This window comes from Flavobacterium sp. 11, assembly GCF_002754315.1.
GTDB lineage: Bacteria > Bacteroidota > Bacteroidia > Flavobacteriales > Flavobacteriaceae > Flavobacterium > Flavobacterium algoritolerans.
The window spans coordinates 3,096,975-3,122,115 of sequence record NZ_PEFE01000001.1 but is presented as its reverse complement, the minus strand read 5'-3'; the positions used below and the strand labels follow the sequence as shown (position 1 = coordinate 3,122,115).

Genomic DNA, 25,141 nt, shown 5'->3' with positions numbered 1-25,141 from the left:
ATTTAAGCTCTTTCAATAACAATTGCTGAAGCACCGCCACCGCCATTGCAAATTGCAGCAGCACCAATTTTAGCATTGTTCTGTTCTAAAACATTTAATAACGTAACAATGATTCTAACTCCTGAACAACCAAGAGGATGTCCTAAAGATACAGCACCACCATTTACATTTACTTTGTTGTCTTCTAATCCAAGAATTTGTGAATTAGCCAAACCTACAACGGCAAATGCTTCATTAAATTCAAAATAATCTACATCATTAATCGTTATTCCAGCTTTTTCCAATGCTTTAGGAATTGCTTTTGCAGGACTTGTAGTAAACCATTTAGGTTCTTGAGCGGCATCAGCATATCCGTTGATATAAGCCAAAGGTTTTAGTCCTAAAGCGATTGCTTTTTCCTCACTCATTAATATTACTGCTGCTGCTCCATCGTTTATTGTTGATGCATTAGCTGCAGTTACAGTTCCATCTTTTGTGAAAACAGCATTCAATGATGGTATTTTATCTAATTTCACATTCGTGAATTCTTCATCTTTAGAAACGATGATAGGATCTCCTTTTCTTTGTGGAACCGGAACCGGAACAACTTCATTGTCAAATTTTCCTGAATCCCATGCTTTTGCACTACGCTCATACGATTGAATTGCGTAGTTATCTTGATCTTCTCTTGTAATATTATATTCTGAAGCACATAAGTCAGCACACACTCCCATAGCGCTGTTATCATAAGCATCAGTAAGCCCGTCTTTCTGCATTCCGTCAATCATGGTTGCAGGGCCAAATTTAGTTCCATTTCTTAAATTCATATAATGTGGAATCAAACTCATGTTTTCCATTCCACCGGCAACTACAATTTCGGCATCACCGCATTGAATAGCTTGTGCGCCTAACATAACTGCTTTCATTCCTGAAGCACATACTTTATTTATTGTGGTGCAGGCAACTGAATCTGGTAAACCGGCAAATAGTGCAGCTTGTCTTGCAGGAGCTTGTCCTACACCGGCTTGAACTACATTGCCCATGAATACTTCATCAATTAAATTTGGATCTAACTTTATTTTATCTAAAGCACCTTTAATAGCGATTGCTCCTAATTTTGGAGCAGTAACTGTAGATAATCCCCCATAAAACTTCCGATAGGTGTCCTAACGGCAGAAACGATAACAACTCTTTTGTTCATGACTTTTTTATAATGTTGGTTTATGTAGCAAATTTAATCTTTTTTAAACAATTTCAAATTTTGATTTTGCCATTATCTTTTTTTAAATTAATTTCTATTCTATATATTTGATTGTGAAGTGTTTTTGTAAAAATGATAAAAAATATTAAAAAAAAGGCCTTAAATAGTTGTGAGAAACGTAAAGATGTCTTAAATTTGCAACCGCAAAACAGGACACGTTTCTTTGAGCTTGGAGGGGTGCCAGAGTGGTAATGGAGCAGTTTGCTAAACTGTCATCGAGTAATCGGTGCCAGGGTTCGAGTCCCTGTCCCTCCGCTTTATAATTTGCTTTTCGGGGTGTAGCGTAGCTCGGTTATCGCGCCTGCTTTGGGAGCAGGAGGCCGCAGGTTCGAATCCTGCCACCCCGACTAATTTTACTCTGTTTATTACTACAGAGCACCTGCCTTCTAAGCAGGAGGTCAAAATAATAAATGGAGGCATAGCTCAGCTGGATAGAGCACCTGCCTTCTAAGCAGGCGGTCGAAGGTTCGAATCCTTCTGCCTTCACTTAAAACGATACTAGAAATAGTATCGTTTTTTTTTGTTTTTATATTTCCTGAAATCCCTTTATTTATTCTATTTTTATAAAAAATAGCGTTTATGACTTCTTGCCTCAAACCATTTGCACTTCTTTGTACCTTTTTATGTATTGTTTCCTGTAAATCACAAACTATCGTTTCTGATATTCAGAAAAAAAATAACCCAATTATCAATGACACTACATTTGTAAATTTAAAAGAGTATAGCCAAGATTTTGTTTATGATATGAAGTATGCAACGCCTGATAACTTTCTAAAAGCAAAGGTGTATGATTGTGCGGAATGTTTTTTACGCTTAAAAACCGTTAATGCACTTGTTGAAGCGAATAAAAAATTCATGGAGAAAGGGTATAAAATTAAAATTTTTGATTGTTATCGCCCTTTGGATATTCAAAAAAAAATGTGGAAAATTGTATCTAATCCAGAATATGTTGCAAATCCTACCAAAGGTTCTATCCATAATAGAGGAGGAGCTGTTGATATTACTTTGGTAGACAGTAAGGGGAAAGAATTAGATATGGGAACTTCTTTCGATTTTTTTGGAGTTGAGGCGAGCCACAATTATCAAAATCTTTCAACAGCGGTAAAACAAAATAGAATACTATTAAAAACAACTATTGTAAATAGTGGTTTTAATTCTTTTGATTCAGAATGGTGGCATTACAATTTGAAGTCAGGTTTGAATGATAAAGTTTCTAATGCTAAATGGGATTGTAAATAGCTGTTATTGAATACATTTTAAATTGTCAATGAAATACGTTTCCGGTTTGTAAATTTCATTCGTTAATTCCGATTTAAACTCTTTTTTGAGGATGTAATCTTCTGTATCTGTCAAATATTTAATACGCATAATAGACACAGGAGAGTTTTTTAATTCTTCAAAGCTATCTTTCATAAACATGAAAATCCCTGAATTCACTCTATTGTCAAATCCTTTATCATTGCGCAACATAGTACCACAATTTTCTTGATCGATATGTATTAATGTGATTATTTTTCCATTGTTTAATTGCAAAAATAATTTTGAATTTTTATCAAAACAATTCGCTTTCAAAAAGTCTTTACTTTTTTGGATAATCTGAACACTCAATGTTGGTAATCCATCTGTTAATGCCAAAGAATAAAAAATATAACTGGAATTTCCGGCAAAATTTTTCTCGCTCATCATGTATTCTTTTGTCGATTTGTAAGTCCCTAAAGAATCGGTAACATTTGCGTTATATTCACATGGTTTTTGAGCAAATATATTCAAGCTGAGGAATAATAAAGTTATTGTAATAACGTATTTCATTTTTATGATATTTTGGTGCAAATTAAAACTATTTTATGATTATTTTCATCAGTTGTGAAAAAACAATATACATTTCCTCCGTCTTTTATTTTCCATTTTTTTCGAATGGTTTCTACGCTGTCAGGAAAATTGCGGGTAGTTATATTTGCTTGACTTTTTTCTAAATAACTTTTCATTTCCGTTTTGTTGTAAGGAAATGTATTTTGAATTTCAAAAACGCGCCCCGGAAAAGATATTAAGGCTGTTGATGTATACAAATGAGAATGTTTGTGTAATTTATTTAGATTATAAAACGCGCTTACTTCATCAAATCCACCGGATTTCATGATAGCGCTGTTGGGTTCGTATAAATACTTTTGAGGCAAGCTTAAGTTCGGGAATTTAGAATTTTCGTTCAGAACAAAATCAAATGTTTCTGTTTTATCTTTTAAAATATTGACAGTTTTGATGTTTATATTTCCAGAATAATCTTTGTGTAATTCCCATAACAATTCTTTCACTTCATTTTCTAAAGCTACGATGTGAATCGTTTTTACGTGTTTTAATTCGGATAAGCCCGCCGAAATATCAAGAATAGGTGCTGTTTTTATTAGAACGGCATTTGAATGCGTAAAATAAAAATCAATATTTTCAGGAACATTTGGTAAACAATCCTTTAGCATGAATACTTTGCCTTTAGTGTCATTTCGTCTGGAAGGATCAATGTAAATCCAGTCCCATTTTGAATTTAAAGAGAATAAAGTCGCTAAACTGTCTCCGGCATAACAAGTGATATTGGAAACATTCAATTGCTCAAAATTGTGCTTTACCAGACTTGATAGTTCGGGATTAATTTCACAATGTGCCACCATTTTTATTTTTTTCGCAAAATAAAAATCATCAACTCCAAAACCTCCCGTTAAATCGATTAGAGATTCCCCAGATACTATAGAAGTTTTATAGGCTGCCGTTTTTTCGGATGATGTTTGTTCTATTGAAATTTTACTTGGATAAATAATATTTTTGGCAGTAAACCAATTGGGTAATTTATCTTTAGCTTTTGTTTTAGCTTCTATTTGGTTCAAAATGGAAACCCACTCCACATCTTGAAAGGGATTTTTTTGCAGTGCTAACTTCGAAATGCTTTTGCCAATATTATTATTTATAAACGCCTGTATTTCGGTATTCAGAATTCTTAAATCCAAAATTAAATATCTTTAGTTAATAGTTGAATGATTTTGTTTTCAGGAAAGAATTCTTTTCCAATCACCTTTATTATGGTGTATAAAGGAACTGCCACAATCATTCCCAATATTCCAAAAAGAAAACCTGCAATTAAGATGACAAGAAATATTTCTAAGGGATGTGAGCTAACGCTTTTGGAAAAAATTATAGGTTGCGAAAGGTTATTATCAATTATTTGAACAATCCAAAAACCGATTAACACATAAATTGTTGTAGGCAAAATTTCAGATTGAAAATCACTTCCCAAATTACTCATCATAGTTAAAATTGCTGCTAAAAAAGAGGCTATCAATGGACCAATATAGGGGATGATATTTAGTACAGCGCATAAAAAAGCAATAACAATTGCATTTGGAACGCCAAAAATAACTAGAACTATAAGGTATAAAAGGAATACAATAAATAATTGAAGCAGTAAACCAATAAAATAACGAGACAGTAAATGATTTATTTTTTCCAATGAATTCAAGATTTGATCTTCATGACTATCAGGAATTAATTTTTTGGCACCAACCATAAACACTAATCGGTCTTTTAAAAAGAAAAAAGTAATGAACAGAACCGAGCCCAATCCCATTCCGAAACTGCTGATGGTACCTAAAATTGCATTTAAAAAATTAGGGATAATATTGAAATTTATTTTAGAGGTAATGTTTGCTTCTTTTAAAACCTGTGCGGAATCAATTTGGTGATTGTCCAAAAACACAGTGATTTGATTGATTAACTGAACTATGTTTTTTTCAATTTCAGTAGTGTTAAGAAGTGATAAGTTTTCCCCTTGTGATAAAATTAAAGGTATAAACATCATTATAAACCCTAATATGATCAATATGAAAATAAATAAAGTGGTAATAGTTGCAAATAGATGGTTGAATTTCAATCTTTTTTTGAAAAAGTCTAAAATAGGATTTCCAATCAGTGTAAATATAAAAGATACAACAAGATAAATTAGTACCGATTGAATTTTATAGAAGAAGAACAAAATTAAACCAATGAAAACCGTTGTTAATAATGCTCTGATAATGCCATTTGAAATGGTTTTAGATGTAATCATATTGCTATTTTAGGTTATAAAGATAAAAAAAACTCGCTAACAAGTAGCGAGTTTTAAAATCTAAAAAAACTAAAAAATTATATTCCAAAACTAGCTCTTGATCCGCCAGAAACGAATAAAGCAGCCATTCTTGATTTTTGACCGTTAGAGAACATATACATTCCTCTATCGTCTGTGTAATCCATGTAATTCATAGTCATTTCTACTGGAGTTCCAGAACAAGTGCTGTAATGCGGGTAAGCTGGTACACCGTAGTTAGCAGTATTGTGTGTAGGTGTATCAGAAACTAAATCACTTCCACAAGTTGCATCTCCCCAAATGTGACGTAAGTTCATCCAGTGACCAACTTCGTGAGTAGCTGTTCTTCCTAAGTTGTAAGGATAAATAGCAGTTCCTGTAGTTCCTAAATATTTAGAATCAATTGCAACACCATCTGTTGAAGATGATCCTCCAGGAAACTGAGCATATCCTAAGATTCCACCACCAATAGTACAAATCCAAAGGTTTAATTTTGTTGTTGGAGATGTTGGAGCTAAACCACCATAAGTAGTTTTCTTCATAGTGTCTGTTGTTCCCCAAGATGTTTTAGTGGTTGATTTTCTAATTACTTGATCTAAAACAAAAGAAATACCTACGTTCGCTTTAACTCCAGAAAATAATGCAGGAACGCTATTGAAATCAGAATTAGCTGCGTTAAAATCTTTGTTTAATACATCAATTTGTGATTGAATCTGTGCTAATGAAATATTTTCGGCAGTAGTTCTGTAAAGAACATTTACAACTACAGGAATTTGAACCTTTCCGTTTACTAAACGTGCAGTAGACATTGTTTTTTGTGTCAATGCTTCAATTTCATTCATTCTTAAGGCTAAAGTCGGGTCAGCCTTCATTTGAGCCGCTAACACCTCTTGAGATGCACAACCGCGTTTTGTTACTGCATCAGCTGATTGAGTAATTTCTGTTGTTTCATTTTGACAAGAAAAAAGCATCAATAATGCTACAGCAGATAAAAGAATTTTTTTCATAATAAATTTGTTATAAATTAATGGTTTTGGTTGATTATGTCACAATTTTATAACAATTTTTCCGAAAAACAAATTTTTTAAACATTTATTTAAAAAATAATAAAAAAAATGAGTTAATATTATGCTTTTGGGATAATAACATTAAATGAGTCAGCTTTACTATTTTAGAATAAAGTCATATAGATTTTAAATAAAAAAGAGGCGACTTTTTAGGTCGCCTCTTTTAATAAGTTTTAAAGGGGAATTATATTCCGAAACCTGCTCTTGATCCACCAGAAACAAAAATTGCAGCCATTCTTGATTTTTGACCGTTAGAGAACATGTACATTCCTCTATCGTCTGTGTAATCCATGTAGTTCATAGTCATTTCTACCGGAGTTCCAGTACAAGTGCTGTAATGTGGGTAAGCTGGTACACCGTAGTTAGCAGTGTTGTGTGTAGGTGTATCAGAAACTAAATCACTTCCACAAGTAGCATCTCCCCAAATGTGACGTAAGTTCATCCAGTGACCAACTTCGTGAGTAGCTGTTCTTCCTAAGTTATAAGGATAAGCTCCTGATCCAGATAATCCAAAATATTTTGAATCGATAACAACACCATCAGTAGTTGTTGATCCTCCAGGAAATTGAGCATAACCTAAGATTCCACCACCAATAGTACAAGCCCACATGTTAAGTTTTGTTGTAGGTGAAGTAGGATCTAAACCTCCTTGTTTTGTTTTTTTCATTGCATCTCTAGTTCCCCAAGATGTTTTAGTAGTAGATTTTCTATTTACTGTTTCTAAAACAAAAGTGATTCCAACATTTGCAGCAACTCCAGAGAATAAAGCAGGTGTACTGCTGAAATCTGAATTAGTTGCATTAAAATCGTCATTTAATACATCAATTTGAGATTGAATTTGAGCATCAGAAATGTTTTCTGCGGCAGTTTTGTACAATACGTTTACTACAACAGGAATTTCAACTTTACCGTTTACTAAACGACCAGATAACATTGCTTTTTGAGTAAATGCTTCAATTTCGTTCATTCTTAAAGCTAAAGTTGGGTCAGCTTTCAATTGCGCTTCAAGAACTTCTTGAGACGCACAACCGCGTCGTGCCAATACACTGGCTTCTGGTGCAACTTCTGTTGTTTCATTTTGACAAGAGAAAAGCATCAATAATGCTACGGCAGATAAAAGAATTTTTTTCATAAAAAATTTGTTATAAATTAATAGATTTGGTTAATTATTTCACAATTCTATAACAATTTTTTCACAAAAAAAATTTTATTGAAAAAAAAAATTAAAAAATAAATCATTCTATTGATTTTACTGCTTTGAGTTAATTTTAAAGATTTACAATTTACAAGTACTTTCATACAAATTTTTTTCTACCAGATTTCAACACTCCAAAATTGTAGTGATAATGGATTCATTTAAGAGATATTTTGTCATTAAACAAAATAATCTCATAAATGTATATGAAATTGATGTTTTTATTTTTTGCTATAAATAGTCTTTTGGAGGTTATTTTTCCTTATTTTTCAGTACCTGTGTGTGTAATATATTTTTGTTGAAACGGTTTTAAATGAAAACGCCTATTCAAATCTAAATATTGAATAGGTCGTTTTTAAATGAAACTTAAAAACAGAATTCTTAATTATTAAAAATATAATTAAGAATATTTGCGCCCATTTTTAATGCTTTTTCACGAACATCAAGTGGATCGTTGTTCACTTCTGGATCTTCCCAACCGTCTCCTAAATCACATTCGTAGGTGTAAAGCAATACTAATTTGTTTTCGACAAATATCCCGAAGGCTTGCGGTCGTTTTCCATCATGCTCATGTATTTTTGGCAATCCGTTTGGGAATGAATATGGTTTTTGAAAAATGGCATGATTGGATGGGATTTCAATCAGGTTATTATTTGGAAATATTTTTTTTATTTCTTTTCGTATGTATTGATCCATACCGTAATTATCATCAATATGGAGAAATCCTCCAGCGAGTAAATAATTTTTAAGATTACTACTGTCAGCATCACTAAAAACAACATTTCCATGTCCTGTCATGTGAACATAGGGATAGGAGAATAAGTCAGGACTGCTGGGTTCAACAGTTGATGGTTTTGTTTTTATTCGGGTATTGATATTGGCATTACAATATTTTATCAAGTTGGGCAATGATGTAGGATTTGCATACCAATCACCGCCGCCGCTATATTTTACCAAAGCAATTTCTTGCGAAAATGTTGGTATTGAAAACAATAACAGGAGATAAAATAGTTGTTTCATAATGATTAAAATCGGTTTTTATTCTTCCTCATTGACAAAAACTACGCTATGACAGGCAACAATTGCTGCAGTTTCTGTTCTTAATCTAGTATTGCCTAATGAAACCGGAATAAAACTGTTTTCTAGAGCCAAAGCGATTTCTTTTTCCGAAAAATCACCTTCTGGTCCTATGAGTAATGTTATATCTTCATTGGGTTTCAAAACTGATTTTAGTGTTTTTTTATCCGTTTCTTCGCAATGTGCAATCAGTTTTAAACCTTCTCTTTCAAGTTTAATAAATTCTTTGAAGGTTATGGCATCATTTAATTTGGGTAAATACAATTCATTAGATTGCTTCATTGCAGCCAACAAAATCTTATCAAATCGTTCATTATTAATGACTTTTCGCTCAGAATGATCACAGATAATTGGTGTGATTTCGTGTATGCCTATTTCGGTTGCTTTTTCAAGAAACCATTCGTAACGATCATTCATTTTAGTTGGCGCTACCGCCAAATGCAAATGAAATTTTGAAGCTGGTGCTTTTTCGAAAGAAAGGATTTTAACGGTGCATTTGCTATCCGAAGCCAATGTGATTTCAGTTTTAAATAAAAAACCCAAACCATTGGTTACAAATAATATATCGGTATCTTTCTTTCGTAATACTTTAATAATATGTTTGCTTTCTTCTTTATCAAAAGAAAAAGTTTCGGTAGATTCAGTAATATTTGGATTGTAAAATAATTGCATAATTTATAATTGTATTCTTGCTTTAGAAACAACAGATGAAGTTTCAAATTTTTGGGATAAAAACTTTTGATAACCTACAATTCCAATCATTGCAGCATTATCGGTAGTGTATTCAAATTTAGGAATAAAGGTTTTCCAACCGTATTTATTCTCTGTTTCTTTTAATGTATTTCGGATTCCAGAATTTGCAGAAACTCCTCCGCCAATAGCTATTTGCTTAATTCCGGTTTCCTTTACTGCCAATTTTATTTTGTCCATTAAAATTTCAATAATCGTATGTTGAATGGATGCACAAATATCATTGAGGTTTTCGTCAACAAAATTGGGGTTTTCTAATTTTTTCTTTTGAATAAAATATAAAATAGCCGTTTTTAGACCTGAAAAGCTGAAATCTAATCCCGGAACTTTTGGTTTTGTAAATGCAAAGGCTTTAGGATTTCCTAATTGTGCATATTTGTCAATTAAAGGACCGCCAGGATAGGGAAGTCCTAGTATTTTTGCACTTTTATCAAAAGCTTCGCCAACCGCATCATCAGTGGTTTCTCCAATTACAGTCATGTCAAAATAATTGTCCACTTTTATAATTTGAGTATGTCCGCCGCTTATGGTCAACGCCAAAAAAGGGAAAGTTGGTTTTTCATATCCTTCTTCGTCTATAAAATGGGCCAAAACATGCGCTTGCATATGATTTACGGCAATTAAAGGAATTTGCAAGGCCAAAGCAATTGATTTTGCAAACGAACTTCCCACTAAAAGGGACCCCATCAGTCCTGGACCTTGTGTAAAGGCAATTGCCGATAGCTGTTCTTTTTGTATATTTGCATTACGAAGCGCTGCATCGATTACCGGAACTATGTTTTGTTGGTGGGCACGAGAAGCGAGTTCAGGAACAACGCCTCCATATTGATTATGTATAAGCTGATTTGCAACAACATTTGACAATACTTTATCGTTTTGTAAAATGGCAGCTGCGGTATCATCACAGGAACTTTCGATGGCAAGAATAAAAACCTCAGGATTTTGCATAAAAAGGCACAAATTTTGAATTACATTTGACAAGTCGATTATAAAAATCGTTTTGTAGCAGCCAAAATTAAAGAATTTTTATTTAAGGTGCTTCCGTTTCCAAAGGCAAAAATGAAATATTAGAAAATTTAAATAGTATATAGGTATCAAAAAAATTAAAAAAATAGTATTTCGTTCTCTACTTGGACTAATCCTACTTTTGTTGGTACTCGGTATTGCTCTTACCATGCCATTTGTTCAAACAAAAATTGCTCAATATTTTACAAATAGTATCAATAAAGATTTTGGGACTAATATTAATATTGATGAAGTCGCCATTTCGGTTTTTGGAGGTGTAAAGTTTAAAAAGGTATTGATTCGTGATCATCATAAAGATACTTTAATTTATGCCAATAGAATTTCAACCACTATTTTAGAAGGTAAAAAAATGCTCGATGGAGATTTAATCTTTGATGATTTAGATTTACACGGGCTACTTTTTAATTTGAGAACGTATAAAAACGAAAAGCAATCCAATCTCGATAAGTTTATTGCAGCTTTTGAAACAGGAAAACCATCAAGCAAGAAGTTTCTACTAAAAGCGAATGCATTAAAAATTTATGATGGTCATTTTATTTTGACGGATGACAATCGCGAGAATCCTAAGGATTTAGATTTTACTAAACTGAATGCTTCAGTAACTGATTTCAAAATATACGGTCCGGATGTTACCACAATGATTAATAGAATGTCGTTTTTGGATTTTCGCGGTTTGTATGTTAAAAATTTAAGTTCCAAATTCAGTTATTCAAAAAAGAATATAAAACTGGAAAATTTTGATTTGTTGACTAAAGAATCAACCTTGAAAGGGACTGTTTTATTAAAATATAAAATTGAAGATTTTTCTAATTTTACGGATAAAGTGCAGTTTGATATAAAATTAGACGCAGCATCAATTGCTTCGAATGACATTCGTTATTTTTATAAAGAATTAGGCAGGAACCAACATTTTTATACTAAAGCGAGTATAAAAGGGACACTTAATGATTTAAAATTTAAAAACTTAGAGTTAGTTGATGATCGTAAAACACAAATTAATGGGGACATCGATTTTAAAAATTTGTTTGCTAAAAAAGGGCAAAAATTTTCGATGTATGCTAAGTTTGATAAGTTAACGTCCAGTTATGATGATTTAATCGTAATACTTCCCAATATTTTAGGAAATAAATTACCGACTTCTTTAAAGAAATTAGGAAGATTTACCGCCACAGGAACGTCTAATGTTTCAACAACTGCTGTTGACGCTGATTTTTCTATGATTACCGCATTGGGAAAAGTGACTTCTAATTTAGCAATACAAAATATTGATGTAATTGATAAGGCTTCCTATTTAGGGAATGTTATTTTAGAAAATTTTGATATTGGGACATTATTTGATCAAAAGGAGTTAGGTAATGTAAGTTTGAATATTGATGTAGACGGAAAAGGTTTTAAAAGGGAATATCTTAATACTGCAATCAAAGGAGATATTAGTCAAATCGATTATAAAAACTATAATTATACCAATATTGTTGTCAATGGAACGCTTAAAAGTCCTAATTATAAAGGTCAAATATCTGTAAATGACCCTAATTTGAGTATGACTTTTGATGGTTTATTGGATTTAAGTAAAAAAGACAGCCGATATGATTTTCATATAAATGTTGAAAACGCCGATTTAACTAAATTGAAATTAGTAAAAGATTCTGTTTCTATTTTCAAAGGGGACGTTGTGGTGGAAGCTTCGGGAAATAATATAGAGAATTTTCAAGGAAATGTTTATATTAATAAAACGTCTTATCAAAATACAAAGGGAATTTACAACTTTGATGATTTTACAATAATTTCCAGTTTTGACCAAAACAGAATCCGAACCATAACAGTAAACTCTCCGGATATTGTTGAAGGTGAAATTGTAGGTAAATATGAATTCAATCAGTTGGAGAATTTAGTAAAAAATTCTTTGGGAAGTCTTTATACAAATTTCAAACCAAGTAAGGTCAAAAAAGGGCAGTTTCTTAAATTCAATTTCTCGATTTATAATAAAATCATCGAAATATTTTATCCTGATATTTCAATCGGTTCTAATACTATAGTTAAAGGAAATATAAATTCTGATAATCAAGAGTTTAAACTTAATTTTAATTCGCCTCAAATAGTAGCCTCTGATAATACATTTGATAATATAAGAGTTTCAGTAGATAATAAAAATCCACTTTATAATGCTTACATTGAATTGGATAGCATAAAAACGAAATATTATAAAATTCGTGATTTTAGTGTGATAAATGTGACCATGAAAGATACTTTGTTCTTTCGTTCAGAATTTAAAGGCGGTTCAAAAGGGGAGGATTATTATAATCTGAATTTATATCATACCATCAATAAAGACAATAATAACGTTGTTGGAATCAGTAAATCAGAAGTTAAATTCAAGGACTATCTTTGGTTTTTGAATGAAAATGAAACGCCAAATAATCAGATTGTTTTTGATAAATCATTTAAGAATTTTGACATTGACAATATAATATTGTCGCATGAAAATCAGTCTATTTCGTTAATGGGTGCTTTTAAAGGCTCTAATGTCAAGGATTTGAAATTGAGCTTTAAAGATGTAGATTTAAACCAAATTACGCCCTTCAATAATAAATTTGTTGCACATGGTAATATAAATGGCGAGGTAAATTTCAAGCAAAATAATAATGTTTATCAGCCTACATCTTCTATAGTAATCGATAATTTGAATGTCAATAAAACAGATTTAGGTACTTTGAATTTTGAAATTGAAGGGGATGAAAGCCTTAGAAAGTTTACCATAAATTCTAATTTAGAAAATAAAAATTTTGAATCTTTTAATGCCAATGGAAGCTTTGAAATAGTTAACAAAGAAACTATTCTGGATTTAAAACTAAAATTCGAAAAGTTTAACATTGCAACTCTTAACTCGCTTGGCGGGGAAGTTTTATCGAATATTAGAGGTTCTATTTCCGGTAATGCCACGATTGAAGGAAATCTTAAAAAACCGAATATTAATGGGCGTTTATTTTTGGATGATGCGGGTATAACTATTCCGTATTTGAATGTTGATTATGCATTGAGCAACAATACCATTATTGACCTTACCGATGAGAAATTTCTGTTTAGAAATAATACGCTTACGGATACAAAATACGGAACGATAGGGAAATTGAACGGAAGTATTGAACATAATAATTTTGCAGATTGGAAGCTGGATTTAGCCATTAATTCCAAAAGACTTTTAGCGTTAGATACTCAAGACAGTGAAGATGCCGCTTATTACGGAACTGCTTTTATTGACGGTATAGCCACTATAAAAGGTCCAACAAATTCTTTGTTTATAAAAGTTGACGCAAAATCTGAAAAAGGAACAGCTGTAAAAATCCCTATTAATAATGCCGAAAGCGTAAGTGATAATGTTTTTCTACATTTTGTGACCGCTCAAGAAAAATACAATCTAGAAAACGGAATTACGGATAATTCCAGAAACTACAACGGACTGGAATTAGAGTTTGATTTAGATATTACACCGGATGCTGAAGTAGAAGTAATTTTGGATCGAAATACTGGTCATGGAATGAAAGGGAAAGGTTTTGGATCTTTATTGTTTAAAATAAATACTTTAGGAAAATTCAATATGTGGGGAGATTTCCAGGCGTATGAAGGAACCTATAATTTTAAATATGGAGGACTTATTGATAAGAAATTTGCAGTTAGAAAAGGTGGTTCTATTTCTTGGGAAGGAAATCCGATGAGAGCACAATTAAACCTTGAAGCGGTATATAAAACTACAGCAAATCCTGCTGTATTGTTAGATAATTCATCGTTTAACACTAAAGTTCCTGTTGAAGTAGTGATTGGTATTCGAGGCGATTTGACGAGTCCGGAACCTGATTTTAATATTGAATTCCCAACAGTAAGTAATGTTTTGAAATCAGAAATTCAATATAAATTAAACGATAAGGATGTAAGACAAACTCAAGCTTTGTATTTATTATCATCTGGTGGTTTTTTAAGTCCGGAAGGAGTGAGTCAATCGGATTTTTCAGGAAGTTTATTTGAAACAGCTTCTAGTATACTTGGTGGAATCATACAATCGGATGATGAGAAATTTAAAGTAGGTCTTAATTTCATTGGTGCGGATAGAAGAATAGGAAAAGAAACTGACGGAAGATTTGTAGCTACAATTTCATCAAAAATTAATGAAAGAATTACGATTAATGGAAAACTCGGAGTTCCTTTTGGAGGGATTAATGAATCAGCAATCGTAGGAGATGTTGAAGTTTTGTATAGAGTAAATGAAGACGGAACACTTAATTTACGTCTTTTTAATAAAGAGAATGATATTAATTATATAGGTCAAGGAATTGGATATACACAAGGTTTAGGGGTTTCTTATGAGGTCGATTTTGATACTTTTAAAGAGCTAGTCAATAAAATTTTTAAAAATCTAAAAATAGACCGAGCTACTGTTCCTGTTGCCGAAGATCAAGATTCTGATATGTCTCCGGATTATATTAATTTTTCTAAATCAAATAAATCCGTTCCCAAAAAGATCAAGAAAAATCAAGAAGGTTTGCTTCCTGAGGAAAACTAATAGTTGGTCTTTTTGAATACAAAAACTACGAATTCTGAATAAAAATGCATTTTAATGTTGCTGGCGATTAATATTTCGAACAGTCAATCGCTGTATAAAATCATAATTATTTTTTAAAGTTTACAGAAGAAAACGCTCTTTTTGTATCTTAGTAACAAATAGTTAATGTATTGTCTTGATTTTTAATCAAAAAAACAAGCGAATTGTTAATTATCAAATAAAAATCGATTATTTTTCAATTTTGTTAAATAAAATCCTTTTTATTTTGTTTTTCCAAAAACTTATCAACGAAAACGTTTGAATTTGGAACGGTTTACTAATTTATTAAAAACACAGCTTTAAAAGTGCTGAATGTTTGCTAATTTTACACTTTAATACTTAAATAATGCCAAAAACAATAAAAAAAGTTGGCGTTCTAACTTCGGGAGGAGACTCGCCAGGAATGAATGCAGCTATTCGATCAGTTGTTCGAACATGTGCTTATCATAATATAGAATGCATAGGGATTTATAGAGGATATCAAGGAATGATTGAAGGTGACTTCAAAGAAATGGGACCTCGAAGTGTAAACAACATTGTAAATAAAGGAGGGACGATTCTTAAATCGGCTCGATCTTTAGAATTTAAAACTCCAGAAGGAAGAAAAAAAGCACACGAAAATCTTACTAAAGCAGGAATTGACGCTTTAGTGGTAATAGGAGGTGACGGAACTTTTACCGGAGGTTTATTATTCAATACTGAATTTAATTTTCCAGTAATGGGAATCCCGGGAACTATTGATAATGATATTTTTGGGACGAGTCATACTCTAGGGTACGATACTGCTTTAAATACTGTAGTTGATGTAATTGATAAAATTAGAGATACTGCAAGTTCTCACAACCGATTATTCTTTGTAGAAGTAATGGGAAGAGACGCTGGGCATATCGCTTTGAATGCAGGTATTGGTGCAGGAGCCGAAGAAATTTTAATTCCTGAAGAAGATTTAGGTTTAGACCGATTATTAGAGTCACTGCAAAAAAGTAAAGCTTCAGGAAAATCATCCAGTATAGTTGTTATTGCTGAAGGAGATAAAATTGGGAAAAATGTATTCGAATTAAAAGATTATGTTGAAGCCAATTTGCCTGAATATGATGTTAGAGTTTCAGTTTTAGGTCACATGCAACGAGGTGGTTCCCCATCTTGTTTTGACAGAGTCTTAGCCAGTAGATTAGGTGTAAAAGCCGTTGAATCTTTATTGGAAGGAAAGTCAAATTATATGGTTGGATTGCAAAATGATAAAGTAGCGTTAACGCCTTTAGAACAAGCAATTAAAGGAAAAACAATGATTGATAGAGAATTATTGAGAGTTTCAGACATTATGTCTACATAAGTGGTTAAAGTTTATTGTGAGGAAATTAGACTTTAGGTTGAGTTAATAAAAATAAACAAAAAAATTAAAGTAAAATGTCAAAAGTAAAATTAGGAATAAACGGATTTGGAAGAATTGGAAGAATTGTTTTCAGAGAATCTTTCAACAGAGATAATGTAGAAGTTGTAGCAATCAATGATTTATTAGATGTAGATCACTTGGCTTACTTATTAAAATATGATTCAGTTCACGGTCGTTTCAATGGAACTGTTGAAGTTACTGATGGAAAACTTTTTGTAAACGGAAAAAACATTCGTATTACTGCTGAAAGAAATCCTGCAGATTTAAAATGGAATGAAGTTGATGTTGATGTAGTTGCTGAATGTACTGGTTTCTTTACAACTATTGAAACTGCAAACGAGCACATCAAAGGTGGTGCAAAAAAAGTAATTATTTCAGCTCCTTCTGCTGATGCTCCAATGTTTGTAATGGGAGTAAACCATGAGGAAGCTTTAGCAACTGATATGGTTGTTTCTAATGCATCTTGTACTACTAACTGTTTAGCTCCATTAGCTAAAGTTATCAATGATAACTTTGGAATTGTTGAAGCGTTGATGACTACTGTTCACGCAACAACTTCAACTCAAATGACTACTGATGGTCCTTCTAGAAAAGACTGGAGAGGTGGACGTGCTGCTTCATGTAACATCATCCCATCTTCTACAGGTGCTGCTAAAGCAGTAGGAAAAGTTATTCCTTCATTGAACGGAAAATTAACAGGTATGTCAATGCGTGTTCCTACAACTGATGTTTCTGTAGTTGATTTAACTGTAAAAGTTGAAAAAGAAACTACTTACGAAGAAATTATGGCTGTATTGAAAAATGCTTCAGAAACTACAATGAAAGGTATCTTAGGATATACTGAAGATTTAGTTGTTTCTCAAGATTTCGTTTCTGATTCAAGAACATCTATCATTGATGCTAATGCAGGAATTGGATTGAACTCTACTTTTTTCAAAATCATCTCTTGGTATGATAATGAATATGGTTATTCTAGCAAATTAATTGATTTATCTGTACATATTGCAGGGTTAAAATAATTCTTTATATTTACAAATCCCGTTATATTATATTTAACGGGATTTTATTTTTTGTTTACTTTTTTGAATGTAAATTTTATACTGCACACATTTTAAACTAGAAAAACGAAACACAAAAACCAAAAAAACCAAAAAAAATGAGATTATTAGTTGATAGTGGTTCTACTAAAGCCGATTGGATTGCGATAGATGATGCCGGAAAAGTATTGTTCACCACACAAACATTAGGATTAAATCCAGAAATTCTAGATGGAGATGAAATTATTGAACGTCTAAATGATCGTTTTGATATATTGCAAAATAAAAAAGAGGCCACTCATTTATTTTTCTATGGCGCAGGCTGTGGAACTGATAGAATGAAAATTTCACTTTCACAAATTTTTCAAAACTATTTTCCTAACGCAATTATTGTAGTTGAAGAGGATACTTATGCTGCAGTTTACGCTACAACACCTAAAGGCGAAAAAGCTATTGTCAGCATATTAGGAACCGGATCTAACTGTAGTTATTTTGATGGAAAAGAATTGCACCAAAAAGTACAATCATTAGGATATATCGTTATGGATGATTGTAGCGGTAATGTTTTTGGAAAAGAATTAATCAGAAAGTATTATTTCAATAAAATGCCAAAAGAATTGGCAGTAGAATTTGAGAAAGAATACGATTTAGATCCTGATGCTATTAAAAGTAAATTATACAAAGAAGCAAATCCTAATGCTTACTTAGCAACATTTGCAAAGTTCTTAATTCAACATAAAGACACTGAGTTTTGTAGAAAAATAATTTTAAAAGGAATGAAATCTTTTGTAAAAAATTATATTAAACAATTTGATAATTGCAAGGAAGTACCTGTTCACTTTGTGGGATCTATTGCATTTTATTTGAAAGATGAATTGCAAGAGACTTTCGATAAATATGAATTACAATTAGGTAATGTACTTAGAAGACCAATTGATGGACTTATTGCGTATCATATTGCCAACAAATAAAAATCTAAATGATTGCAATACTCAACTAAAGTATTGCAATCATTGAAATTTCAACATTTACATTTTTTGGCAAACAAGCCACTTGAACCGTTTCACGAGCTGGAGCGGTTTTTTCGTTAAAATAAGAACCATAAACGGTATTTATTTTTCCAAAATCATTCATATCCATGATGAATATGGTTGTTTTTACAACATTTTCAAATGACATTCCTGCTGCTTCAAGTACGGCTTTCATGTTTTGCATTACTTGCTCGGTTTCCGCTTCAATAGTTTCCGTAGTCAATTCTCCAGTTGCAGGATTAATTGCAATCTGACCAGAAGTATATAGCGTATTTCCTTTAAGAACAGCTTGGTTATAAGGCCCGATTGGTGCCGGAGCATTTTCTGTAAAAATTATCTTTTTCATAAAACAATATTTTTATATAGTAAAAAGTTTAAGAATCAATTATCGGTTTATGGTACTTCGCTTATCCCATTTGATATCACTAAGAACACCAGATTTTATTCCGATAAAGAAACCCCAATTTGCATTTGTTCCAAATGGAGACCAATTGAAATCCATTCTCCAACTCAATAAATCCCTTTCAAAACGAAGCTGTGTGAAAGTAACTCCTTTTTGTACAAAATCATAACCTGTAGATACACCGGCTTTCCATTTTGGAGTTATGTCAGCATTTGCTGAAATCATTATAGAATTACCAATGATTTTATTTTCTCTATTGTTATTCCCGTACGTCAAGGAATAAGCAAATGTCATGTCCCAAGGCAACTTTGAGTTGAAAAATTCCGAGATTTTATCTTCACCTTCGTCTTCATCCTCTTCTTCAAATTGACTTCTTCGACTGTCACCTAAATCAGTATTTGTCCCAAATAAATCATCTTCACGACCACCATTTCGTTGACTTTGGGTATTCTTGTCCTTATCGGTTTTGTCTTTGCCCTGGCTCGAAATCGAATAATTTAAAGTCATATTCGAACTTGTCATTCTAAAAAGACTTCCGCCATTATCAATGTTGAACACATTTATTCGGTTTCCTGAATTGTCAATGGCATAAGGGTCTAATGTAGCACCAAAATTGACATTCATTTTGTTGTCTAATAATGTTGTACCACCGCTAACTCTTATTGGAGCAAAAGCAAGCGTAGTTACGCCATCTGCATCAAGATTATAACTAGTGGAAAGGTTCAAGTTATTAAGCAGCATTATTTTTTTAGGTTCTACTTTAGTACTGTCTTTGTCTGTAACTTTTGCTTCAAAAGTATTGCTCAAATCAAAACCTAAAGTATTGGAATTATTTAATCCCGGAGCACCAAAAATTCCGCTTTCAAATCTGGAATATTGTTTCATTGTCCCGCTAGCGTCTGAAGCATAGGTGTCGTAGTATTTTTCAAAACTAGGAGTATAGCCATACGATACAGATGGTCTCATGACGTGTCTTATCGATTTGATTTTTTTGTCATTACCAAAATTAAAAGTTCCATATATAGTTGTTCCTACGCTGGATGAAAAGGAGTACGTTCTAAAAGCGTCAAATCCATTTATGGTTTTATCAACAACTTTACTTTGGTCAACATCATAACTTCTTTCAATTGTTTTGGTATACCAAATTTCCTCGTAGTTCATGGAAGTAGAGGCACTGAAATATTTAAATAATTTAAAATTGGTGCTTAATGGAATGCTGTGTTGAAAACCAACTTTTGCATCTCTAAACATTTGTGGTTTAAAGAATAAGGAGTCAGTAGTTACAATACTATTTCTACCGTTTAAATTGTATTGTAAATTGATGTTTTTGAAAAAACCTTTCTTGACTCCATCTTTACTTACAAAAGGATAAATCCTGTCAACACTCAATTGTAGTGTTGGCAAAGTCATATTGATTTCTTCTGTTTGTGTATTTTGAGAGTGTGTTGCGGTCAAAGACATTCTGACTTGTGGAACCGAAGTAAATGTTTTTGAATACGATATCGAAGAGCTTAATGTATTATTAAGATTCGAACCAATATTAACCTGATTGATGGATTGCTTGAAGTATTTACTACTTCCAAGATTCACAGAGGCTGAAAAACTGGAATTAGGATTTGATTTAGAATCTTTGGAATGAGACCATTGAATGTTATAAATATTTTGTTTCAAATAATCAGGATATCCTCTTTCACTGGTGATTAAATTTTCGAATCTAATGTTTAAGTTTCCTCTATAATTATATCTTTTGGCATAACTGGATTCAAAACGCAAACCATAACTTCCATTGGTATAATAATCTCCCAAAACGGTTAAATCATAATTGTCGCTCAACGCAAAATAATATCCTAAATTTTGAAGAGAAAATCCACGATTGTTGGAGTCGTTATAGCTGGGTAAAATCAATCCTGAAATGCTGGTTTCTTTACTCATTGGAAAAAAAGCAAACGGTAAAGCTATAGGAGTAGGAACATTTGCAATGACCATATTAGTCAATCCGGTAACTACTTTTTTACCGGGAATAAATTTTACTTTGTTGGTTTGGAAATAATATTCAGGATTGTCAACATCTTTTGAAGTGGTGAAACGAGCTCCTTTTAAAAAATAAACGGAGTCATTTTCTTTTTTTGTTATAGAAGCTTTAATTTTAAATTCTCCTTGATCTGATCTGGAATTCCAGATTAAAGCTTTTTTTGTTTTAAAATTAAAACGAATAGAATCTGGTTCTACCACATTTGCGCCTTGCTTGAAATTTGGGTATTGTGTGTAAGCACCAGTTGAATCTTTAATACGTCCTGCGTAAACTTCATTTTTCTCATAATCCATAACGATTATACCAGATTTCAATTCGACATCTTGATAATACAGTTCTGCTTTATCATACAATGTGATGAGCTTTTTCTTTTGGTCAATTTTAGCATATTGATCCGCTTTGTATCTCACCTTTCCATCAAGAAACGCTTTTTGAGGTTTTACAGTGTCTTTTTTTATGGAGTCAGCTTCTTTTTTAACAGATAAAGGAGCAGTATTTTTTTTGCTAGTATCTAAATTGGTAGTGTCTGCTTGTTTTTTTGCGGATATAGCCGTCTTTTTTTTTGTTATATCTTGAGAATATAATTTACCACACCCCAATGACAGGAAAAATGATAATAAAACGATATTAAATAAGTTTGTATGCAAAGGTTTAAATGCTATTTTTGTAAAATTATGGCCTGTTTTTTGACATGTCAAACTTACATATAATTTTTTGTCAAAAATAGCCAAATAAAAAATTTTATGAGGGTAGTGTTTTAATTAAATTAACTTTTGGATTTATGCGTATTACATATAAAATAAAAATAATATTAACTTTTATTTTGACGATAATTTCTTTGTCGAGCTTTAGTCAATCCAATATTTTCAAGGTAACTTTAGATGCAGGCCACGGAGCACATGATTTTGGTGCTGTTTATGAAGGGCGTGTAGAAAAAAATATTGCCTTGGCAGTAGTTTTGAAAGTTGGAAAAATATTAGAAGCAACACCACAGATTAATGTCAACTATACCCGAAAAACAGATGTGTTTATTGATTTAATTGAAAGAGCGAATATTGCCAATAGATTTAACGCTAATATTTTTGTTTCGATTCATTGTAATGCCAATAGAAATACCGCTGCCGATGGAACTGAGACCTACGTAATGGGTTTAAGTAAAGTAGCGTCAAATCTTGAAGCTGCTAAAAAAGAGAACTCTGTAATAACATTAGAGAAAGATTACAAACAAAAATACGAAGGATTTGATCCGAACTCTCCGGAGACTATGATAGGAATGACTTTGATGCAGGAAGAATATTTAGACAATAGCATTTCATTGGCAAGTAAGGTAGAAGATTCTTTTGCAGATTTAGGAAAAAAAATTAGAGGAGGAGGAGTAAAGCAAGCACCTTTTATGGTACTTCATAAAGCTTACATGCCTAGAGTATTAATCGAAATGGGATTTATCTCGAATTCTATTGAGGGAAATATATTAAATTCTGAAGACGGTCAAAATGAAATTGCCAAAGCTATCGCTGATGCAATTATTAGTTATAAAAAAGAATATTTTGGCAATGGTGAAACTGAAATTTTTGAAGAGTTGCCTTCGCAAAAAATCAACGAAAAACCTATAAGAGATACAGTTTCTCCTGCTAAACCAAAAATGATTCCACAACCCACAGCAGAATCTTTACAAGTAAAAAAAACGATTGATAATGCTAAGCCTTTATTTAAAGTGCAGCTTTCAGCCAGTAGTAAAAGATTAGATTTAATTCCAAGAAATTTTAATGGACTTAAGAATATTTCTGTAGCCTATGAAAACAGGGTTTACAAATATATGTATGGTGAAACCTCAGATTATGATGAAGCAAAAAAGCAACTAAGCGAGGCGAAAGAAAAAGGATATAATTCTGCGTTTTTGATTGTATTTAAAAATGGAGAGAAAGTTAATATCCAAGACGTAATTAAATAGTAATAGCTTATCTTTTTTATATTAAATTTGTAAAAAAAATACTTATATTTTGAAAATAACCAGAGGATTCAAAACCACAATTTTAGCGCTATTTCTATTTTTCTGCTCAAATACTTTTTCTCAATCCAATCAAAAGTTTACGGTTATTTTAGATGCGGGTCACGGAGGTAAAGATCCGGGGAATTCCTATCATGGCTTTGTTGAAAAAGAAATTGCTCTTAAAACGACTTTGAAATTAGAAAAATACCTCAAAAAAGATAATAATATTCAAGTTGTTTATACCAGAAAATCAGATGTTTTTATAGAATTAAAGGATAGACCAAAAAAAGCAAATAGTATTGATGCTAATTTATTTGTTTCTATCCATTGTAATTCTGTTGATAACCCAATTCCCTTTGGGACAGAGACTTTTGTAATGGGTTTGGCAAGAAGTAAAGGTAATTTAGAAATTGCTAAACAAGAAAATTCGGTGATATTACTGGAGAAAGATTACAAGCAAACCTACAAAGGTTTTGATCCTAAGAATCCTGAAACCTTGATTGGATTAAAAATTCTGCAAGAAGATTATTTAGATCGAAGCATAAATCTGGCTTCAAAAATTGAGAGTAATTTTAAAAATAAATTACATCGAAAATCAAGAGGTATAAAACAGACTCCACTATGGGTTTTGGATGCAGCTTATATGCCAAGTGTATTGATTGAATTGGGTTTTTTATCCAATAGCGAAGAAGGTCTTTATTTAAATTCAGAGGAAGGACAAAATAATATGGCAGAAGCTATTGCATCAGCGATTATTGCTTACAAGAAAGAATATTTTGGAACGCCATCCAATGATGATTATGAAGAGCTGCCATCTAAAAAAGTAGTCGAAAATGAGATAAAAGATACTTCAAAGAGTATTAAATCAAAACGAATTATAGAAAAACAAGTTTCGCAAAAGCAAGAGTCGAAAACACAAAATTCTGATGTAGTTTTTAAAGTTCAATTTGCCGCCGGAAATAAAAATATTAAATTAAATCCTTCAAATTTTAAAGGATTAAAAAATGTTTCGATGACAACAAGCAATGGATCTTTATATAAGTATGCATATGGCTTAACATCAGACTATAACACTGCAAAAGAGGATTTGAAAGTTGTGAAATCCAAAGGATATACTTCAGCGTATATAATTGCAATTAAAGATGGAAAGAATATTAGTATTCAAGAAGCACTTAAATAATTACAACAAGTCAAATATTTTATATTAAATTTGTAAAAAATACTTAAATTTTGAAAATAACACGAGAAATTAAAACTGCTATTTTAGTAATTGCATCTATTTTATTGTTTATCTGGGGCTACAGTTTTTTGAAAGGAAGAGACCTTTTTACCAATTACAAAACATTTTATGTCGAATATAAAAGTGTAGAAGGTTTAGCCACATCTGCACCCGTTACGCTAAACGGATTAGTTATTGGTAAAGTTAGCAGTATTACAATTGATGAAAACACAGGTGTATTATTAGTTGAATTACAATTAAAAACTGATTTTCCAATTTCTAAATCGAGTACAGCTTCTATTTATGAGCCAGGATTTATCGGAGGAAAACAAATTGCAATTATTCCTAATTTTGATGATAAAACATTAGCTGTTGATGGTCAAAAATTACAAGGCGGGGTAAAATTAGGACTAACAGATAAAGTTGGAGATCAATTAGCACCACTTCAAGAAAAATTAGAAAAGTTATTGGGAAGTACTGAAAAATTAATTTCAGGATTGAATAATGTTTTAGACGAAAAAGGTCAGCATGATTTAAAACTTACCTTAGCGGAATTGAGCAAGACTATTGAGCAATTTCATAAAGCTTCTTTAAGCGTTAATACATTATTAGATGCTAACAAAACTCAAATCAATGGAGTTGTTACTAATTTTAATAAAATATCCGGAAATTTTTCTAAAATATCTGATTCGCTGAATAAAGCTGATTTGGGTAAAACGGTTAAAAATCTAAATGCAACTTTAGCCAGAGTCGATGGTATTATGACTGGTTTAGAATCTGGTAAAGGATCTATGGGCAAATTATTGAACGATGAAGCTTTCTACCAGAATATTAAAAGTTCCACAAAAGAATTAGAATTATTATTGCAGGATGTTCGACTTTACCCAACTAGATATGTAAATATTTCTTTGTTTGGAAAGAAAAACAAGCCTTATGTTGCTCCTGTAAACGATTCTATACCTAATGTAAAAAATTAGCAATT

Annotated in this window: 18 protein-coding genes, 3 tRNA genes and 1 pseudogene; 11 read left to right on the top strand and 11 right to left on the bottom strand. The window is 31.8% G+C overall.

What is annotated here, in order from left to right; translation table 11 throughout:
- Positions 1-2 precede the first annotated feature (2 nt).
- Positions 3-1,180, bottom strand: a pseudogene (locus CLV00_RS13570) (acetyl-CoA C-acyltransferase).
- Positions 1,181-1,411: 231 nt separating this feature from the next.
- Here CLV00_RS13570 and CLV00_RS13565 point away from each other — a divergent pair.
- The 4 genes from CLV00_RS13565 to CLV00_RS13550 all read left to right on the top strand — a co-directional run bounded on the left by CLV00_RS13565 (position 1,412) and on the right by CLV00_RS13550 (position 2,479).
- Positions 1,412-1,495, top strand: a tRNA-Ser gene (locus CLV00_RS13565).
- A 17-nt stretch (positions 1,496-1,512) separates the two neighbouring features.
- Positions 1,513-1,587 (top strand) — tRNA-Pro (locus CLV00_RS13560).
- A 65-nt stretch (positions 1,588-1,652) separates the two neighbouring features.
- Positions 1,653-1,726 (top strand) — tRNA-Arg (locus CLV00_RS13555).
- Between the two features lie 93 nt (positions 1,727-1,819).
- Positions 1,820-2,479, top strand: coding sequence for a M15 family metallopeptidase (locus tag CLV00_RS13550; RefSeq protein ID WP_099715683.1), 660 nt, complete (start codon positions 1,820-1,822; stop codon positions 2,477-2,479).
- Between the two features lie 3 nt (positions 2,480-2,482).
- Here the strand turns inward: CLV00_RS13550 and CLV00_RS13545 are convergent, their stop codons facing one another.
- The 8 genes from CLV00_RS13545 to tsaD form a co-directional block, all read right to left on the bottom strand.
- Positions 2,483-3,049 (bottom strand): hypothetical protein, encoded by a 567-nt coding sequence (locus CLV00_RS13545; RefSeq protein ID WP_099715682.1) that lies wholly within the window; start codon positions 3,047-3,049, stop codon positions 2,483-2,485.
- Between the two features lie 2 nt (positions 3,050-3,051).
- Complete coding sequence (locus CLV00_RS13540; RefSeq protein ID WP_099715681.1) at positions 3,052-4,233, bottom strand: SAM-dependent methyltransferase; 1,182 nt, start codon at positions 4,231-4,233, stop codon at positions 3,052-3,054.
- 2 nt (positions 4,234-4,235) lie between these two features.
- On the bottom strand, positions 4,236-5,327 hold the full coding sequence (locus CLV00_RS13535) for an AI-2E family transporter (RefSeq protein ID WP_099715680.1): 1,092 nt from the start codon (positions 5,325-5,327) through the stop codon (positions 4,236-4,238).
- Positions 5,328-5,404: 77 nt separating this feature from the next.
- Positions 5,405-6,352 carry a zinc metalloprotease gene (locus tag CLV00_RS13530; protein ID WP_099715679.1) on the bottom strand — a complete coding sequence of 316 codons (948 nt, stop codon included), beginning with the start codon at positions 6,350-6,352 and terminating at the stop codon, positions 5,405-5,407.
- 244 nt (positions 6,353-6,596) lie between these two features.
- Positions 6,597-7,544: a zinc metalloprotease gene (locus CLV00_RS13525; protein ID WP_099715678.1), complete on the bottom strand. Its 948-nt coding sequence runs from the start codon at positions 7,542-7,544 to the stop codon at positions 6,597-6,599.
- 444 nt (positions 7,545-7,988) lie between these two features.
- Positions 7,989-8,627 carry a DUF4159 domain-containing protein gene (locus CLV00_RS13520; RefSeq protein WP_099715677.1) on the bottom strand — a complete coding sequence of 213 codons (639 nt, stop codon included), beginning with the start codon at positions 8,625-8,627 and terminating at the stop codon, positions 7,989-7,991.
- A gap of 18 nt (positions 8,628-8,645) precedes the next feature.
- A complete protein-coding gene (locus CLV00_RS13515; protein ID WP_099715676.1) occupies positions 8,646-9,356 on the bottom strand; it encodes a 16S rRNA (uracil(1498)-N(3))-methyltransferase in 711 nt (236 codons plus the stop codon).
- 3 nt (positions 9,357-9,359) lie between these two features.
- Entirely contained in the window at positions 9,360-10,382 is a 1,023-nt protein-coding gene (gene tsaD / locus CLV00_RS13510) for a tRNA (adenosine(37)-N6)-threonylcarbamoyltransferase complex transferase subunit TsaD (RefSeq protein WP_099715675.1), read from the bottom strand.
- 226 nt (positions 10,383-10,608) lie between these two features.
- Here tsaD and CLV00_RS13505 point away from each other — a divergent pair, with 226 nt between their 5' ends.
- The 4 genes from CLV00_RS13505 to CLV00_RS13490 all read left to right on the top strand — a co-directional run bounded on the left by CLV00_RS13505 (position 10,609) and on the right by CLV00_RS13490 (position 18,455).
- Positions 10,609-15,015: a translocation/assembly module TamB domain-containing protein gene (locus CLV00_RS13505; RefSeq protein WP_099715674.1), complete on the top strand. Its 4,407-nt coding sequence runs from the start codon at positions 10,609-10,611 to the stop codon at positions 15,013-15,015.
- A 385-nt stretch (positions 15,016-15,400) separates the two neighbouring features.
- Positions 15,401-16,387, top strand: coding sequence for a 6-phosphofructokinase (gene pfkA / locus CLV00_RS13500; protein WP_099715673.1), 987 nt, complete (start codon positions 15,401-15,403; stop codon positions 16,385-16,387).
- A gap of 74 nt (positions 16,388-16,461) precedes the next feature.
- A complete protein-coding gene (gap, locus tag CLV00_RS13495; RefSeq protein ID WP_099715672.1) occupies positions 16,462-17,466 on the top strand; it encodes a type I glyceraldehyde-3-phosphate dehydrogenase in 1,005 nt (334 codons plus the stop codon).
- Between the two features lie 137 nt (positions 17,467-17,603).
- The gene (locus CLV00_RS13490) at positions 17,604-18,455 is read left to right on the top strand and encodes an N-acetylglucosamine kinase (RefSeq protein ID WP_099715671.1); all 852 of its coding nucleotides are present in this window, start codon (positions 17,604-17,606) and stop codon (positions 18,453-18,455) included.
- Positions 18,456-18,480: 25 nt separating this feature from the next.
- Here the strand turns inward: CLV00_RS13490 and CLV00_RS13485 are convergent, their stop codons facing one another.
- Both CLV00_RS13485 and CLV00_RS13480 read right to left on the bottom strand, forming a co-directional pair.
- Positions 18,481-18,861: a Rid family detoxifying hydrolase gene (locus CLV00_RS13485; RefSeq protein ID WP_099715670.1), complete on the bottom strand. Its 381-nt coding sequence runs from the start codon at positions 18,859-18,861 to the stop codon at positions 18,481-18,483.
- 39 nt (positions 18,862-18,900) lie between these two features.
- The gene (locus CLV00_RS13480; RefSeq protein ID WP_099716352.1) at positions 18,901-21,648 is read right to left on the bottom strand and encodes a putative LPS assembly protein LptD; all 2,748 of its coding nucleotides are present in this window, start codon (positions 21,646-21,648) and stop codon (positions 18,901-18,903) included.
- A gap of 83 nt (positions 21,649-21,731) precedes the next feature.
- Between CLV00_RS13480 and CLV00_RS13475 the strand changes: the two genes are divergently transcribed.
- Genes CLV00_RS13475 through CLV00_RS13465 form a run of 3 tightly spaced genes read left to right on the top strand, consistent with a single transcriptional unit; the run spans position 21,732 to position 25,136 of the window.
- Positions 21,732-22,901: an N-acetylmuramoyl-L-alanine amidase gene (locus CLV00_RS13475; RefSeq protein ID WP_099715669.1), complete on the top strand. Its 1,170-nt coding sequence runs from the start codon at positions 21,732-21,734 to the stop codon at positions 22,899-22,901.
- A 49-nt stretch (positions 22,902-22,950) separates the two neighbouring features.
- A complete protein-coding gene (locus tag CLV00_RS13470; protein ID WP_233206907.1) occupies positions 22,951-24,120 on the top strand; it encodes an N-acetylmuramoyl-L-alanine amidase in 1,170 nt (389 codons plus the stop codon).
- Between the two features lie 50 nt (positions 24,121-24,170).
- The gene (locus CLV00_RS13465) at positions 24,171-25,136 is read left to right on the top strand and encodes an MlaD family protein (RefSeq protein ID WP_099715668.1); all 966 of its coding nucleotides are present in this window, start codon (positions 24,171-24,173) and stop codon (positions 25,134-25,136) included.
- The last annotated feature ends 5 nt before the right edge of the window (positions 25,137-25,141 follow it).

Bases quoted from the DNA above. Each gene is read 5' to 3' on its own strand.
- tsaD (WP_099715675.1), bottom strand. From the start codon at position 10,382: ATGCAAAATCCTGAGGTTTTTATTCTTGCCATCGAAAGTTCCTGTGAT.
- CLV00_RS13525 (WP_099715678.1), bottom strand. From the start codon at position 7,544: ATGAAAAAAATTCTTTTATCTGCCGTAGCATTATTGATGCTTTTCTCT.
- CLV00_RS13505 (WP_099715674.1), top strand. From the start codon at position 10,609: ATGCCATTTGTTCAAACAAAAATTGCTCAATATTTTACAAATAGTATC.
- CLV00_RS13520 (WP_099715677.1), bottom strand. From the start codon at position 8,627: ATGAAACAACTATTTTATCTCCTGTTATTGTTTTCAATACCAACATTT.
- CLV00_RS13490 (WP_099715671.1), top strand. From the start codon at position 17,604: ATGAGATTATTAGTTGATAGTGGTTCTACTAAAGCCGATTGGATTGCG.
- gap (WP_099715672.1), top strand. From the start codon at position 16,462: ATGTCAAAAGTAAAATTAGGAATAAACGGATTTGGAAGAATTGGAAGA.
- CLV00_RS13515 (WP_099715676.1), bottom strand. From the start codon at position 9,356: ATGCAATTATTTTACAATCCAAATATTACTGAATCTACCGAAACTTTT.
- CLV00_RS13535 (WP_099715680.1), bottom strand. From the start codon at position 5,327: ATGATTACATCTAAAACCATTTCAAATGGCATTATCAGAGCATTATTA.
- CLV00_RS13550 (WP_099715683.1), top strand. From the start codon at position 1,820: ATGACTTCTTGCCTCAAACCATTTGCACTTCTTTGTACCTTTTTATGT.
- CLV00_RS13545 (WP_099715682.1), bottom strand. From the start codon at position 3,049: ATGAAATACGTTATTACAATAACTTTATTATTCCTCAGCTTGAATATA.
- CLV00_RS13475 (WP_099715669.1), top strand. From the start codon at position 21,732: ATGCGTATTACATATAAAATAAAAATAATATTAACTTTTATTTTGACG.
- CLV00_RS13530 (WP_099715679.1), bottom strand. From the start codon at position 6,352: ATGAAAAAAATTCTTTTATCTGCTGTAGCATTATTGATGCTTTTTTCT.
- pfkA (WP_099715673.1), top strand. From the start codon at position 15,401: ATGCCAAAAACAATAAAAAAAGTTGGCGTTCTAACTTCGGGAGGAGAC.
- CLV00_RS13485 (WP_099715670.1), bottom strand. From the start codon at position 18,861: ATGAAAAAGATAATTTTTACAGAAAATGCTCCGGCACCAATCGGGCCT.